Annotated in this window: 14 protein-coding genes; all 14 read right to left on the bottom strand. The window is 71.6% G+C overall.

All coding sequences use genetic code 11. The annotated features are described in order from the left end of the window. Positions 1-57: 57 nt before the first annotated feature. The 14 genes from atpB to BUB75_RS00445 all read right to left on the bottom strand — a co-directional run bounded on the left by atpB (position 58) and on the right by BUB75_RS00445 (position 14,471). Positions 58-849, bottom strand: a complete 792-nt coding sequence (gene atpB, locus BUB75_RS00500; RefSeq protein WP_073250250.1) for a F0F1 ATP synthase subunit A — start codon at positions 847-849, stop codon at positions 58-60. After that, positions 846-1,301 carry a hypothetical protein gene (locus tag BUB75_RS44760; protein WP_143174965.1) on the bottom strand — a complete coding sequence of 152 codons (456 nt, stop codon included), beginning with the start codon at positions 1,299-1,301 and terminating at the stop codon, positions 846-848. The genes atpB and BUB75_RS44760 overlap by 4 nt, the downstream gene beginning before the upstream one ends. Beyond that, positions 1,301-1,945 (bottom strand): hypothetical protein, encoded by a 645-nt coding sequence (locus BUB75_RS44755; protein ID WP_143174964.1) that lies wholly within the window; start codon positions 1,943-1,945, stop codon positions 1,301-1,303. The genes BUB75_RS44760 and BUB75_RS44755 overlap by 1 nt, the downstream gene beginning before the upstream one ends. 127 nt (positions 1,946-2,072) lie before the next feature. Next, positions 2,073-2,741 carry an arsenate reductase/protein-tyrosine-phosphatase family protein gene (locus BUB75_RS00495; protein WP_073250247.1) on the bottom strand — a complete coding sequence of 223 codons (669 nt, stop codon included), beginning with the start codon at positions 2,739-2,741 and terminating at the stop codon, positions 2,073-2,075. Then, complete coding sequence (locus BUB75_RS00490) at positions 2,738-3,436, bottom strand: L-threonylcarbamoyladenylate synthase (RefSeq protein ID WP_073250243.1); 699 nt, start codon at positions 3,434-3,436, stop codon at positions 2,738-2,740. The genes BUB75_RS00495 and BUB75_RS00490 overlap by 4 nt, the downstream gene beginning before the upstream one ends. Then, a complete protein-coding gene (gene prmC / locus BUB75_RS00485) occupies positions 3,433-4,308 on the bottom strand; it encodes a peptide chain release factor N(5)-glutamine methyltransferase (protein ID WP_218617203.1) in 876 nt (291 codons plus the stop codon). The genes BUB75_RS00490 and prmC overlap by 4 nt, the downstream gene beginning before the upstream one ends. 10 nt (positions 4,309-4,318) lie before the next feature. After that, on the bottom strand, positions 4,319-5,770 hold the full coding sequence (gene mptB / locus BUB75_RS00480; protein ID WP_143174963.1) for a polyprenol phosphomannose-dependent alpha 1,6 mannosyltransferase MptB: 1,452 nt from the start codon (positions 5,768-5,770) through the stop codon (positions 4,319-4,321). Positions 5,771-5,921: 151 nt separating this feature from the next. Continuing rightward, positions 5,922-6,998 (bottom strand): peptide chain release factor 1, encoded by a 1,077-nt coding sequence (prfA, locus tag BUB75_RS00475; protein ID WP_073250237.1) that lies wholly within the window; start codon positions 6,996-6,998, stop codon positions 5,922-5,924. A gap of 86 nt (positions 6,999-7,084) precedes the next feature. Beyond that, positions 7,085-7,303: a 50S ribosomal protein L31 gene (gene rpmE, locus BUB75_RS00470; protein WP_073250234.1), complete on the bottom strand. Its 219-nt coding sequence runs from the start codon at positions 7,301-7,303 to the stop codon at positions 7,085-7,087. 320 nt (positions 7,304-7,623) lie between these two features. Continuing rightward, a complete protein-coding gene (locus BUB75_RS00465; protein ID WP_073250231.1) occupies positions 7,624-8,388 on the bottom strand; it encodes a glycoside hydrolase family 16 protein in 765 nt (254 codons plus the stop codon). Between the two features lie 81 nt (positions 8,389-8,469). Next, the gene (gene rho / locus BUB75_RS00460; protein WP_073250228.1) at positions 8,470-10,605 is read right to left on the bottom strand and encodes a transcription termination factor Rho; all 2,136 of its coding nucleotides are present in this window, start codon (positions 10,603-10,605) and stop codon (positions 8,470-8,472) included. A gap of 409 nt (positions 10,606-11,014) precedes the next feature. After that, positions 11,015-11,956, bottom strand: coding sequence for a homoserine kinase (gene thrB, locus BUB75_RS00455; protein ID WP_073252528.1), 942 nt, complete (start codon positions 11,954-11,956; stop codon positions 11,015-11,017). A gap of 125 nt (positions 11,957-12,081) precedes the next feature. Further along, entirely contained in the window at positions 12,082-13,185 is a 1,104-nt protein-coding gene (thrC, locus tag BUB75_RS00450) for a threonine synthase (RefSeq protein ID WP_073250225.1), read from the bottom strand. Continuing rightward, the gene (locus BUB75_RS00445; protein WP_178379777.1) at positions 13,182-14,471 is read right to left on the bottom strand and encodes a homoserine dehydrogenase; all 1,290 of its coding nucleotides are present in this window, start codon (positions 14,469-14,471) and stop codon (positions 13,182-13,184) included. The genes thrC and BUB75_RS00445 overlap by 4 nt, the downstream gene beginning before the upstream one ends. Positions 14,472-14,479: the final 8 nt, after the last annotated feature.

The following is a 14,479-nucleotide window of genomic DNA, read 5'->3' as shown; positions in this document are numbered from 1 at the left end:
TCTCGTTGGGTTAATGGCCGCCGCGGTGAGTGGGTGGGCGGCGGCGGGGAGGTCAGGTCAGTGCTCGGCTTCCATCGCACCGGCGATGTACAGCGCCGACAGCAGCGCGAACACGTAGGCCTGCAGGATCTGGATGAACCCTTCGAAGAAGGTCAGCACGATCCCGCCGAGGAAACCGATCGGGCTCAGGAACGGCAGCGCTCCGGTGCCCTCGGTGAGCATGTACTCGCCGCCGAGGATGCAGAGCAGCAGCACCAGGTGGCCGGCGAACATGTTCATCGAAAGACGAAGGGCGAGCGTGAACGGCCGGATGATGAACGTGGAGAAGAACTCCAGCGGCGCCAGCAGGAAGTAGATCGGCCACGGCACCCCGGGCGGGAAGCACATGTTCTTGAAATAGCCGAAGAAGCCCTGGCGACGGATACCGACGGCGTTGTAGATGATCCAGGAGATCACTGCGAGGAACGCCGGAATCGCGATCTTCGAAGAGGCCGGGAACTGCAGCACCGGAATGATGCCGGAGATGTTCAGAACCAGGATGAAGAAGAAGACCGTCACGATGTACGGCACGAACTTCTTGCCGTGCTTGGTGCCGATCGAGTCGAGCACCACGCTGTTGCGGATGGCCCCGTAGGCCTGCTCACCGGCGAACTGCAGCTTGCCGGGGATCAGCTTGGGGTTGCGGGCTGCGGCGTAGAAGAAGGCAGCGAGCACGATGGTGCCGAGCACGATGATCAGCATCGGCTTCGTGAACTCGAAGCCTGCCACCGTGAAAAGCGGCGGGAACTCGAAGTCGGCCGGGCCCGGCGCTTCGAATCCTGGCCCGGCGGCAAGGAGCTGGGTGCTCACGGCTTCTCCTCCTCGGCGGTGGGGTCTGACGACGACGGCGGCCCTGACGGACGCTCGGCGCGCTGGGCGCTCTGTGCGTCTTGCGAGCTGGACGGAGCCGAGGCGCGTGGCAGATCAGGTGTGGGCAGGTCAGGCTGGGCAGGGCGCATCGAAGTCGACGGCCCGGATTGCGGCCTACCGTACCGGATGTAAGTCAGCCAGATTCCGAGCACCCCCCCGATGACAAATCCGACTCCGATGAGTGCGGGAATGTCCAGCCAACTCGCCGCTGCCCACCCGATCAGGCCCCAAAGCGTGACGCCGGAAATGAGATAGCTCGTAACCTGCCACGGGTCGACCGTGGGCACGTTCCGGGCTTCCTCCCAGCGATTACGCTCGCTCGTCGCGGCGTCACTCTCCGGTATCGCGGGCGCGACCTCGGGTGAACGTTTGTCGTGGTCGGCGTCGGTCATCATCGGCCACCTCCCACAGTTCGAGTACCGGACGGAGAGCTCTCCGAAGAGTCCGTCGTTGTTTCTTCAGAGTTCACGTCCGGCGACTTGCCGTCCATTACCTCAGAGGTCGTATTCCGAGCGACGCCGAGATGGCGCCGAAGCACCATCGCATTCCACACCAGCGCGCCGGTGATCACGACCACGCCGAGCGCCCTCGCGTCCAACCAGGTTTGGTCTTTCAGTGCGACCAGTGCCACCAGGAGAAGGACGACTCGGAACAGATAGTTGATGCCGAGGACCAGATAGGCCAGACCCGGCGCCAGCTGAGCGTCGACGAGGAATGGTAGACGACCGGAGAGCAAAAACGCTGCGACCAGTGCCACACCGACTGCGGCTCCGACCAGCGCATCCGTACCGCCGAGCGCGAATGCCGCACCGAGCAGAACTAGAATGCCGGCCAGACCGATGAGGAGCGACTGGCGTCCGACGACACCGGAACCACCGGCAGAGGTGGAACGGGTAGGACGGGACGTCGCTATGCGGGACATGAGGCGGCTCCGGTCGGCGCGGCGCTTCGGTGCGCCGAGTTCGTCGGTCGGGGTCGTCAGGGCGGCGTTCAGCGGGCCAAATCGCGTATCTGACTTGCTCGTGAAACGTATCACGAACGCTCGTACCGTGTTTTCGCGGGGTGCCGTGGGCACGCCGGACGACCGCCCTCCCGGGCGGCGTGGGGAAAACCGTACTCGTTCGCCCCAGGGCATGCCCCACCGGGTACCCGCGTGGGCGTGCCTAACCGTCCACCAGACGGTTGGCGAGGATCGTGACCGCATCGTCGATCTGGTCGGCTACCGCGGTGAAGTACTCCGGTGCCCGTCCCCACGGATCCGGCACCTGGTCGGCATACCTGGCCTTCTCTTCGGGGCTACCGTCCCGGAGCCGGTGCGCGGCGGACACCAGCGCCCGGCCACGCGTCCCGAGCGCGGCGACGTCGGTGCCGGTCGGCGGCAACGTCCCCGGGTCCACCGCGGCGGCGAGCCGGGCGAACTCCCCGAGGACGAACGTGCGGGGCGCGGCGTCGGGCAGCAGGTCGGTGACGAACTCGACCTGCTCGATCGTGGCGGTCAGTACCAGGTCGGAGCCCGGCACCTCCTCGACCAGGCCAACCGGGTCCGGCACCGACGCGTCCGGCACCGCGGGGTCACCGAGCATCGCCGCGGTCAGCGCGCGGGCGCGGAACCCGTCGGGGTCTCCCCCGCGGGCCCGCACCTCGTCGGCCGCCTGCCGGTGCATCGGCTCGCCCTCGTGCCAGCCGCCGGTGCCCGCGCCGTGGACGACGACGAGGTCGGCGTTGGCCGGGCCGAGGTGCTCCTCCAGCCGGAGCCGCAGCAGCCGCTCGGCCATCGGCGACCGGCAGATGTTGCCCATGCAGACCATCAGGACGCTGAACGGCTTGCTCATGCTTCGGTGACCACCGGGCTGACCGCGGGCTCGTCGTCCGGGCCGTTACCGTCCCGGTCCAGCGCGTTCGGCACCACGCCGCGGAGCGTGGCGAGGTCGAGCGCGCCCTGTCGCAGCACGCGCGGCACCTCGCCGGTGACGTCGACGATCGTCGATGCGACCGGCTCACCGCAGGAACCGGCCTCCAGGTACACCTCGACCAGCCAGCCGAGCTGGTCCCAGGCCTCCTCGGCGGTGGTGGCCGGCGGTGATCCGGAGACGTTCGCGCTGGACACCGCCATCGGGCCGGTCGCCTCCAGCACCTCGAGCGCCACCGGGTGCAGCGGCATCCGCACCGCGACCGTTCCGTCGGCGTCACCGAGGTCCCAGGCCAGCGACGGTGCCTGCTCGACGACGATCGTCAGCGGCCCCGGCCAGAACGCGTCCACCAGGTCGTGCACGGACGGCGGCACGGCCATCACCAGACCGTCGAGCGTCCGGCGGTTGCCGACGAGTACCGGGACCGGCATGTCCCGGCCGCGCTGTTTCGCGGTCAGCAGCGAGTCCACCGCGGTCGGTGTGAACGCGTCCGCGCCGATGCCGTAGACGGTGTCGGTCGGCATCACGATCAGGTCCCCGCGGCGGACTGCGTCGATGGCCGCGGCGATACCGGCCGTGCGCTCGGCCGGATCGGAGCACTGGTACGTCCTGGTCACCCGGCCAGCTTACGGCGGCGCGCCGTGGTGAAGCGGGGACGGTCGGCGAGGTCGCGGTGGTCGGCGACATCCTCGAACGCCTCGTGCCTGTTGACCAGCGCGGGCAGCGATTCGCCCTGCACGTCCGCGTGTTCGATACCGAGGACGCCGCCAGGGCGCAGCAGCGCCGCCGCGCGCACGAGCAGGCGCCGGACGACGTCCAGGCCGTCCGGGCCGCCCCAGAGCGCGGCGGCCGGATCGTGCTCGGCGACCTCCGGGCTGACCGTCGAGCCGTCCGGCACGTACGGGGGGTTCGTCACGACGACGTCGACCGTGCCGTCGAGCTCGGCGAGCACGTCCGGCGCGGTGGCGTCGCCGTGGACGAACGTCACCGACCGGTCGCCAGCCACCCGGCGGGCCTCGCCGTTGCGGCGGGCCCAGGCCAGCGCCAGTTCCTCCCGCTCGACGCCGTAGACAGTGGCGTCCGGGCACTCGTTCGCCACCGCGAGCGTGATCGCGCCGGACCCGCTGCACAGGTCGACGACCACCGGCCGGGGAAGCGCACGAGCCCGCTCGATCGCCCAGCCGGCCAGCAGCTCGGTCTCCGGCCGCGGCACGAACACCCCCGGCCCGACGGCCAGCTCCAGGTGCCGGAACCCGGCGACGCCGGTGAGGTGCTGGAGCGGCACCCGGCGAGCACGCTCGCCGACGAGGTCGTCGAAGCGGGCCGCCTGCGGCTGGTCGAACCCCTCGGCGAGCAGCAACCGGCTGCGCGGGACGCCGAGTACGAACGCGGCCAGCTCCTCGGCGTCGAACCGGGGGGACGCCACACCGGCCTCGGTCAGCCGACGAACGGCACCGGCCAGTACCGGCCCCAGCGATACGGTCTCCACCGGACAAACCCTAGGCGGTGTCGACGGCTGCTCCGGCCGGCACCCAGCGGGCCAGGCGCGGTGGAGTCACGGTCCGGACCGCGTCCACGACGACGATCAGCAGGCAGACCGGCACCGCGAGCACGCTCCAGACCGTGCCACCGAGGTGATCGGGCACGGCGCTGAAACAGAGCGCCGCGCCCAGGACCACCGCCCAGTGGCGGCTGCGCGGGCCCGCGCACGCGGCGAGCAGGACGCCACCCCAGACCACGTACCAGGCGTGCATCACCGGAGCGGAGATCGCGAGCGTGAGCAGCGCGGCACCGACGAGCGCCCCGGCCCGACGCCAGCTCGGTTCCGCACCGGCCCGCCAGAGCAGCACCGCGACCGTGATCGCCCCGGCCGCGCCGACCAGCGACCGGGCCAGCGCCAGCGCATCGGTGAACGGCAGCGCCGCGCCGGTGACCAGGTACAACACTCCCCCGACCAGCGAGGCGGGGGCCCAGTAGATGCGTACCCGGCCGGGGACGTCCATCGCGCCGAGCCAACCCCACCCGTCCGGCACCAGCAGCGCGTACCCGATCACCACCGCACCCGTCGCGGCCACCGCAGTCAGCGTGTGGCGCAGCGGGACCCGTTGCCGCACCAGGTGCGCGACCAGGTACGCGATCAGCAGGATCCCCGGGAGCTTGATCGAGAACGCGGTCGCCGCGGCCAGCGCGGCCAGCACGTACCAGCGCCTGCGCACGCTCCAGATCGTCACCGCCGCCAGCAGCGCGAGCAGCGCGTCCAGGTGCGCCCCGCCGATCAGGTGGACGACGACCAGCGGGTTCGCCGCGACGAGCGTCAACCCGAGCGCACGCTCGTCGGCGGGCGCGAGCCGGACGACGAGCAGCGACACGGCGACGACCGCGAGCACCACCAGCGCCCGTAACAAGAGCACCGCGATCGACAGGTGGCCGGCGGACGCGATCGCCACGCCCCATAACGTCGCCAGCATCAGCGGCCCGTACGGCGCCGGGGTGTCCCGCCAGACCGGCGACACCGAGTCCAGGATCGTGCCGGGTCCCAGCAGCGACGGCCCGTAGGTGTACGGGTCGATGCCGTGGTGGACCATCGTGCCCTGCGCGAGGTACGACCAGACGTCCAGGCTGAGCACCGGTGGCGCGACGAGCATCGGCGCGCTCCACCAGGCGGCGATCGTCGCCACCGCCCGGACGTCCGCGCCGCGGGCCCGCACGATCCGGTAGAGCTGCAGGAACGCGAGCGCGAGCACGGTCAGCCCGAGCAGCGCCAGCACGGCCCAGCCCACCGGGTGCTCCGCGTCCGGACGCCAGAGTCCCAGCGGCCCGTCCGGCGGTGTTGCGCCGCCTGCGGTGCCCGCCCGGGTGACGCCCAGCGCGATCGCGGCTGACGCCGCGGTGCCGCCCCAGGTAACCAGCGTTAAGGCAGGCGGTCCTGAACCCTCGACAGGCGCGGCCACGGCTCTCCCCACGACGTGCTCAGCAGTCGGCAGGAACACCCAGCCAGATCAGTGAGCAGGTCGGACGGCGAGAGAGTGGCGGCCCGGTGACGGACAAATGAATCCGGCGCCTTCACCCCCACCCGGCCACCCAAACCGGAAGAGAACGCTCTTACTCGGCGGAGGCGAGCCTCGCCTCGTTGTCGGCCTCGACGAGCGCGTTCAGGACGCCACCCAGGTCGCCGTCGAGCACCTGGTCGAGGTTGTAGGCCTTGTAGTTCACCCGGTGGTCGGAGATCCGGTTCTCCGGGAAGTTGTACGTCCGCACCCGCTCCGAGCGGTCGACGGTCCGCACCTGGGAGCGCCGGGCGTCGCTGGCGGCCGCGTCGGCGTCGGCCCTGGCCTGGGCGAGCAGCCGGGCACGCAGGATACGCAGCGCGGACTCCTTGTTCTGCAGCTGCGACTTCTCGTTCTGGCAGGAGACGACGATCCCGGTCGGCAGGTGCGTGATCCGGACCGCCGAGTCGGTGGTGTTGACGCTCTGCCCGCCCGGACCGGACGAGCGGTAGACGTCGATCCGCAGGTCGTTCGGGTCGACCGTGACGTCGACCTCCTCCGCCTCCGGCATGACCAGGACACCCGCGGCCGACGTGTGGATCCGCCCGGCCGACTCGGTCACCGGCACCCGCTGCACCCGGTGGACGCCGCCCTCGTACTTCAGCCGCGCCCAGACGCCGTCCCCGGCGCTCGCCCGGCTCTTCACCGCGACCGACACGTCCTTGTAGCCGCCGAGGTCGGAGCCCGTGGCGTCGATCACCTCGGTCTTCCAGCCCTCGCGCTCGGCGTACCGCAGGTACATCCGCAGCAGGTCGCCGGCGAAGAGCGCGGACTCCTCACCGCCCTCACCGGCCTTGATCTCGAGGATCACGTCCTTGCTGTCGTCCGGGTCGCGCGGCAGCAGCTGCTCGCGCAGCTTCGCCTCCAGCGCCGGGAGCCGCTCCGCCAGCTCGTCCGCTTCGACGCTGAACGCCGGGTCGTCTGCTGCCAGCTCCCGCGCGGCCGCGAGGTCACCCTGGACCGCCTCGATCTCCCTGACCGTGGCCACGACCGGACCCAGCTCGGCGTACCGCCTGCCGAGTTCGCGAGCGCGCGCCTGGTCGGCGTGGACCGACGGGTCGGCGAGTTGCTGCTCCAGCGAGGCGTACTCGTCGAGCAGTGAGGTCAGCCGGTCGGTGCGGGTGTCGGTCATCAGGGGCTCCGGGTCGATGGGGGCTCGGCGGCAAAAGCAAGCGCCCGTCCACCCCTGGGCAGGGGCGGACGGGCGCTTGCAGGTCGCTAGTTGGCAGCCTGACGCTTGCCGAAGCGACGCTCGAACCGGGCGACGCGGCCACCGGTGTCGAGGATCTTCTGCTTGCCCGTGTAGAACGGGTGGCACTGCGAGCAGACGTCGGCGTGGATGACGCCACCCGTCGCAGTGCTGCGCGTGGTGAAGGTGCTCCCGCACGAGCAGACGACCTGCGTCTCGACGTACTGCGGGTGGATGTCGGGCTTCATGGTTCCTCTTCTCTCGTGGTCGCCGGGTCGCCGGCCCCCAGACGGAGAGCAGCGTGAACCGGTACCGATGAGGTCCAGTGTGTCAGACGGATTGCCGTATCTCCCAACGCGCCCGGCCCGCGCGCCCATTCCCGGCGCGGCTCAGCGCTTGGGAAACCGAGCGCGCAACCGGGTCCAGAGGCCGCCGCGCGGGCGGTAGCGGGGGCAGTCGCAGAGCGCGCAGTCGGTGCCCCGTCGGTAGTGGCGATGAGCACACTCCGCGTGACCACAATCACACTGCGTGTCGCGATCCGCCATCGTTCACTCCTGCCCGCCGCCGATCACGCCGACCGGCGGGCATACGCCACGACCCAGTCGACCTGCAGATCCACCGTCTCCGGGGTGGTGGAGTCGGGGCATTTCTGCCAGGTATGTCCGCAGTACCAGGCTTGCGACTGCAGCGCGAGCGCCATCGGCCGGTCGGGCACCCGGTCGTCGAGGAGCGTCGCCCAGACCTTTCCGTCCAACGTGTACGCGAGCCGCCCGGGGGTCCACTCGACGCCGGCGACGTGCCAGTCGGTGAAGTCCCCGGTCGTGGAGCGCTCGATCTGCGACCCGCCGATCGCGTGCAGCGTCGAGTAGAGCCGGTCACGCCCGGCGCCGTTGTCCTCGGCGAAGTCGATCTCGGGCGGCCAGCTGTCGTCGACCGGCCAGAGCAGCAACGCGTACGCGATGCCCGTGCCGCGGTCGGCCCGGAACCGCACCTCGTACTTGCCGTAGACCTGCTTCAGCGTGTGTTTGGTGGAGACGCCGCCGGTCACCCACTTCCCGCGCGCCTTCACGTACGCGCCACGAATCGTCAGGATGCCCTCGGTGACCGTGACGCGGGCCGGATCGAACCACCCGGCCGGGTCGCCCGACGGCTGGCCGTCGTAGGCCGCCCAGCGACTGCTCAGCGAACTTCCGGTGAAGTCGTCGCTGAGCACCCGCCGCCATCCGGCCAGGTCCGCGGTCGGCATCGCGCTCGCGACGTCGCCGGCGGACGTCGTCCCACAGGAAGGAAGGGTCAGTACGACGGCCATCGCCAGCCCCAGCCCCCGCCACATGCCCGCAGACTACCCAAAACGTGCATGAGAAACGCGAAACGGCCGGACCCCGGAGGGGCCGGCCGTTTCGGAGAACGAGGGTCAGTCGTTCGAGACCGTCGTCTTCTGGACCTGCATCAGGAACTCGATGTTCGTCGAGCTCTTGCGCAGCCGGTCCAGCAGCATCTCGATCGCCTGCTGCGGCTCGAGCGCGTGCAGCACCCGGCGCAGCTTGTGCACGATGACCATCTCCTCCGGCGCGAGGAGGATCTCTTCCTTCCGGGTGCTCGAGGCGTCCACGTCGACCGCGGGGAAGATCCGCTTGTCGGCGATCTTCCGGTCGAGCTTGAGCTCGGCGTTACCCGTGCCCTTGAACTCCTCGAAGATCACCGTGTCCATCGTGGAACCGGTCTCGACCAGCGCGGTCGCCAGGATCGTCAGCGAACCGCCGTTCTCGATGTTGCGCGCCGCGCCGAGAAACCGCTTCGGCGGGTAGAGCGCGGTCGAGTCGACACCACCGGAGAGGATCCGGCCGGACGCCGGGGCCGCCAGGTTGTAGGCGCGGCCCAGACGGGTGATCGAGTCGAGCAGCACGACCACGTCGTGGCCCAGCTCGACCAGCCGCTTCGCCCGCTCGATCGAGAGCTCGGCGACCGTCGTGTGGTCGGACGGCGGGCGGTCGAACGTCGAGGCGATGACCTCGCCCTTCACCGACCGCTGCATGTCGGTGACCTCTTCGGGCCGCTCGTCGACCAGCACGACCATCAGGTAGCACTCGGGGTTGTTCTTCGCGACGGCGTTCGCGATCGACTGCAGCACCATCGTCTTACCGGCCTTCGGCGGCGAGACGATCAGCGCGCGCTGGCCCTTACCGATCGGCATGACGAGGTCGATGATCCGCGTCGTCATGATGTTCGGCTCGGTCTCCAGCCGCAGGCGCTCCTGCGGGTAGAGCGGCGTGAGCTTGTGGAACTCGGGCCGCTTCCGGGCCTCCTCGGGCGGGAAGCCGTTGACGGTGTCGAGCCGCACCAGCGCGTTGTACTTGTCGCGGCGCTCGCCCTCGCGAGGCTGGCGGACCGCACCGGTGACGGCGTCACCGCGGCGCAGGCCGTTCTTGCGGACCTGCGACATCGACACGTAGACGTCGTTCGGGCCGGTCAGGTATCCCGAGGTCCGGACGAACGCGTAGTTGTCGAGGATGTCGACGATGCCCGCGACCGGGATCAGGACGTCGTCCTCGGCGACCTGGGGCTGCTGCTCGTCGCCGCTGAACCGCTCGTTGCGGTCACGGCCACGGCGGTTCCGCTCGCGGAACCGGCCGCGGCGCCGGCGACCGCCACCCTCGCCGTCGTCGTCGCCGTCCTGGTCGACGTTCTGGTTCTGGTTCCGGTCGCTCTGGGTCCGGTCGCTCTGGGTCCGGTCGCCCTGCTGACGGTCGCCCTGCTGGCGCTCGCCCTGCTGGGCGTTGCGGTCGCGATTGCGCTGGCCGCGTTCGCCCTGCGAACGCTCGCCGCCCTCCTCGCCGGAGCGGCCGCCCTGGCGGTCGCCGTCGGCGGCGGGACGACGGTCGCGGGAACGCTCACGGCGCTCGCTGCCCTGGTTCTCGTCGCGGTCGCCGCGCTCGCCACGGTCACCGCGGTCACCACGGTCACGGCGGGTGCGCTGGCCGCCTTCGTCGTTCGACGGCGTTTCGGGGACGTCGCCGCTGGGGGTCTCGGGTGCCTCCTGCGTCGGCGCGGCCGCGGTGACCTGCACCGGAGCAGGCGACGGGTCCGCGGTGGCTACCGGAGTCGCAGTCGGCGCGGGCTCGGCCGCGGCGGGTGCGCCCGCAGCGCGGCTGGCGGCGCGACGGCGACGGGTGGGGGCGGCCGCGGCTACGGCCGGCTCCGCGTCCACCGGAAGTGTCGGCTGCTCAGCAGGGGTAGCGGCGGCGGCGCGGGGCGCCGGCACAGTGGCCGCCTTGGCGGGCTCCGCACTGGCCCCGGAACCAGCCTGGCGAGCCTCGATGGCGGCGACGAGCTCACTCTTCCGCATCCGACCGGTGCTCGGGATGCCGAGTTCGGCGGCCATCGACTGCAGCTCGGTCAGAAGCTTCGCGGACAAACCCCCCGCCCGGCGGCGGGGCTTGGCCGCCGGCGCGCTGGCCCGGTCAGCACCGGTTTCCGGCGCCGGGGCCAGGGTGCCCGCCGCCGCAGAAGCGTCCTGCGACTGAGGGGCGATATCGGTGGTGTCGCTCAATGGGGGTCCTTCCCTGCGACGGGCGACGGCTGAATTAGCCGCACGGCCGGGTATGGAGCACCGGTCTGACGACCGGTCTTGACCACCCGTCGGAGACGGATGGCTCGGGGACAACCGCGCCTGACCTCATGAGGGTGCCGGGGTGGAGCGCTCTCTGGCTCGACCTCAGCGCCGGTTGCGGTCAGGTACCGCCCCCGCTGCATCGGCTGGAGTTGCCGGCGGGAGCGCTCAGAAGACACTCGGCCCGGCGTGATCGCGCGCCCGAGGGCGGCTGTGCTGCCTAGCAGCGTAGACGCCCACGTCCACTCGCAGCAACACATCCCGCCACCGGCGTGTTCCCAGCGGCGTCCGGATGACGTCGTGGAAGTCCTTCGGGATACGTCACACTCGTATCACCGCTGGTCACAGCTCAGCGCTGGATAACCGCCGCGCCGAGGTTCGAAACGCCGACCGCGGACACCGCAAAGGTATCGGAACCGGCGATCTTGGTTGCGACCGCCTCCACCGCCTCCGCTCCGGAGCCGGACTCCGTGGCGGCGGCAGTCGTCGCGAACGCCAGCACGGTCGGACCGGCGCCGCTGACGACCGCCGGAATGCCCTCGGCGCGGAGCGCGTCGACGAGGTCGAGGCTCTGCGGCATCGACGGCCGGCGGTAGTCCTGGTGCAGCCAGTCCCGGGTCGCGGGAAGCAGCAGCGCGGGGTCGGACGTGAGCGCGCGGATCAACAGCGCGGCCCGGCCCGCGTTCGCGGCGGCCTCGGCGTGCGGTACCTCCGCGGGGAGCAGCCCGCGGCTCGCCGCGGTGTACCCGCGCGTCTTCGGGACGCAGATGACCGGGTGGACGCCGGCCGCCGGCTCCATCCGGGCGGCGCGCGCCACCCCGGAGGCGTCGTCGGTCCAGGCGATCGTGACGCCGCCCAGCAGGCAGGGCGCGACGTTGTCGGGGTGGCCCTCGATCTCGGCGGCGAGCGCGAGCGCGGCGGCGTCGTCGAGCAGTTCGTCGCCGCCCTCGACCAGCCCGCGGGCCGCGACGATGCCGCCGACGACCGCGGCGGACGAGGAGCCGAGGCCACGCGCCTGCGGGATCCTGTTCACGCAGCGCAGCCGAAGGCCGGACGGCTGGCCGCCGAGCCGGTCGAACGCGGTCCGGGCGGCGCGCACCAGCAGGTGACGCTCGTCCCGCGGCAGGTCGTCGGCGCCCTCACCCTCGAGCTCGACGGTCAGACCGCTGTCGACGATCGCCATCTCGACCTCGTCGTACCAGGTCAGCGCGGCCCCGAGGGCGTCGTAGCCCGGGCCGAGGTTCGCGGTCGTGGCCGGTGGCCGCACGACCACCGGCCCGCGCCGGAACACCGGCGCGCCGCCGCCCGGGCCGCGCCCGGCGTCCGAGGCCGGACCGCGCCCGGCGGCCGAGGCCGGACCGCGCCCGGCGGCCGGGCCTGAGGCGGCGGCCGGGTCGTTCGAGGGGACTGCAGCGCTCACGCGAGGCCCAGCTCGGCGGCGGCGACGGCCGCGTCGACCGGAACCGTGCGCGGTGCCGGAGCACCGGAGATCGCCCAGTCTGGGTCCTTCAGGCCGTTGCCGGTGACCGTGCAGACCACCCGCTGGCCACGCTCGAGCGTCCCGGCCTCGGACGCGGCGAGCAGACCGGCCACCGAGGCGGCCGACGCCGGTTCCACGAACACGGCTTCCGAGCGGGCGAGGAGCCGGTACGCGGCGAGGATCTGCCGGTCGGTGACGGCCTCGATGGCCCCGCCCGACTCGTCCCTGGCCGCGATCGCCTTCGTCCAGGACGCCGGGTTGCCGATCCGGATCGCGGTAGCGATCGTCGACGGCTCGCGCACGACCTCGCCGGACACCAGCGGCGCCGCGCCCGCGGCCTGGAACCCGCGCATGACCGGCCGGTGGCTCGCCCAGCCCTTCGCGTGCGCCTGGACGTACCCGCGCCAGTACGCGGTGATGTTGCCGGCGTTACCGACCGGCAGGAAGTGCGCGTCCGGTGCGTCGCCGAGCGCGTCGACGATCTCGAACGAGGCGGTCTTCTGGCCCTCGAGCCGGTACTCGTTGGTCGAGTTCACCAGGCTCACCGGGTACTCCAGCGAGAGCTTGGACGCCAGCTGCAGACAGTCGTCGAAGTTGCCGTCGACCTGCAGGAGCTTCGCGCCGTACACCAGCGCCTGGGCCATCTTGCCGAGCGCGATCTTGCCCTGCGGGACCAGCACCGCGCAGACCAGGCCCGCGCGCGCGGCGTAGGCGGCGGCCGAGGCCGACGTGTTGCCGGTGGACGCGCAGATGACGGCCTTCGCGCCCTCCTCCACGGCCTTGGAGATCGCCAGCGTCATCCCGCGGTCCTTGAACGACCCGGTCGGGTTGGCGCCCTCGATCTTCAGGTAGACGTCGCACCCGGTGCGCTCGGAGAGGACCGGAGCCGGGAAGAGCGGCGTACCGCCCTCACGCAGAGTGATTACCGGGGTGGAGTCCGACACCGGGAGGTGCTCCCGGTACTCCTCGATGAGCCCCCGCCAGGCCGGTCTCGACCCGCTCCGGGTGACTCCGGCCGGCTGGACGCCGAGCGCGTTCACTTCGCCTCTCCCCCTTCGACCCGCATGACGCTGACGACGTTCCGGACGATCGGCAGCTCGCGCAGCGCGTCCACGGTGGCCGCGAGAGCGGCGTCGGTGGCGGTGTGCGTGACGATCACGAGCGTCGCGTCGTCGCCACGCCCCTCCTGCCGGACCGTGGAGATGCTGACATCGTGCCCGGCGAAGGCGGCCGCCACCTCGGCGAGCACCCCGGCCTTGTCCGCGACGTCGAGCGAGATGTGGTAGCGGGTGAGCGCCTCGGCAACCGTGCGGATCCGCAGGTCGGCGTAGGGCGACTCGGCCGTCGTGCGGGCGCCGGCCAGTCGGTTGCGAGCCACCGCGACCAGGTCACCGACCACCGCGCTGGCGGTCGGCGCGCCGCCTGCTCCGCGTCCGTAGAACATCAGCTGACCGGCGGCGTCCGCCTCGACGAAGACCGCGTTGAACGCGTCCCCGACCGACGACAACGGGTGGGTCCGCGGCAGCATCGCCGGGTGCACCCGGACGCTGACCGACTCGCCGCCGTCCTCGTCGCGATGCCGTTCGGCGATGCAGAGCAGCTTCACCGTGCAGCCCATCGCCCTCGCGCTCGCCACGTCGGCCGCGGTGATCTCGGTGATGCCCTCGCGGTGGACGTCCGCGGCGGTCACCCGGGTGTGGAACGCGAGCGAGGCGAGGATCGCGGCCTTCGCGGCGGCGTCGAAACCCTCGACGTCCGCGGTCGGGTCGGCCTCGGCGTAACCCAGCTCGGTGGCCTCTTCGAGCGCCTCGTTGAACCCGGCGCCGGTGGCATCCATCTGGGAAAGGATGTAGTTCGTCGTCCCGTTGACGATGCCGGTGACGCGCGTGATCCGGTCGCCGTGCAGCGACTCCCGCAGCGGGCGGATGATCGGGATCGCGGCGGCGACGGCGGCCTCGTAGTAGAGGTCGGCGCCCCCGGCCGCGGCGGCGTCCTGGAGCGTCGCGCCGTCCTCGGCCAGCAGCGCCTTGTTCGCGCTGACCACCGACTTGCCCGCCTTCAGCGCGTCGACCAGCCAGCTGCGGGCGGGCTCGATCCCGCCGACGACCTCGACGACCAGGTCGACGTCGTCGCGGACGGCCAGCCCGTGAGCGTCGGTGGTGAGGAGCGCGGGATCCACCCCGCGATCGCGGCCGCCGCGGCGCACCGCGATGCCGGCGAGCTCCAGCGGTGCGCCGATGCGCGCCGTCAAATCGTCCGCCTGCGTATGAAGCAGTCGGACGACCTCACGGCCGACCGTGCCGTAGCCGAGGATCGCGACCCGCAAGGGTCGCT

The organism is Cryptosporangium aurantiacum, assembly GCF_900143005.1.
Classification (GTDB): domain Bacteria; phylum Actinomycetota; class Actinomycetes; order Mycobacteriales; family Cryptosporangiaceae; genus Cryptosporangium; species Cryptosporangium aurantiacum.
Note: the sequence above shows the minus strand (reverse complement) of the source record. Positions and strands in the feature narration are given on the sequence as shown.

Excerpts from the sequence above, each read along its gene's own strand:
- rpmE (WP_073250234.1), bottom strand. The coding sequence starts at position 7,303 with ATGAAGCCCGACATCCACCCGCAGTACGTCGAGACGCAGGTCGTCTGC.
- BUB75_RS00465 (WP_073250231.1), bottom strand. The coding sequence starts at position 8,388 with ATGTGGCGGGGGCTGGGGCTGGCGATGGCCGTCGTACTGACCCTTCCT.
- prfA (WP_073250237.1), bottom strand. The coding sequence starts at position 6,998 with ATGACCGACACCCGCACCGACCGGCTGACCTCACTGCTCGACGAGTAC.
- BUB75_RS44760 (WP_143174965.1), bottom strand. The coding sequence starts at position 1,301 with ATGACCGACGCCGACCACGACAAACGTTCACCCGAGGTCGCGCCCGCG.
- BUB75_RS00495 (WP_073250247.1), bottom strand. The coding sequence starts at position 2,741 with ATGAGCAAGCCGTTCAGCGTCCTGATGGTCTGCATGGGCAACATCTGC.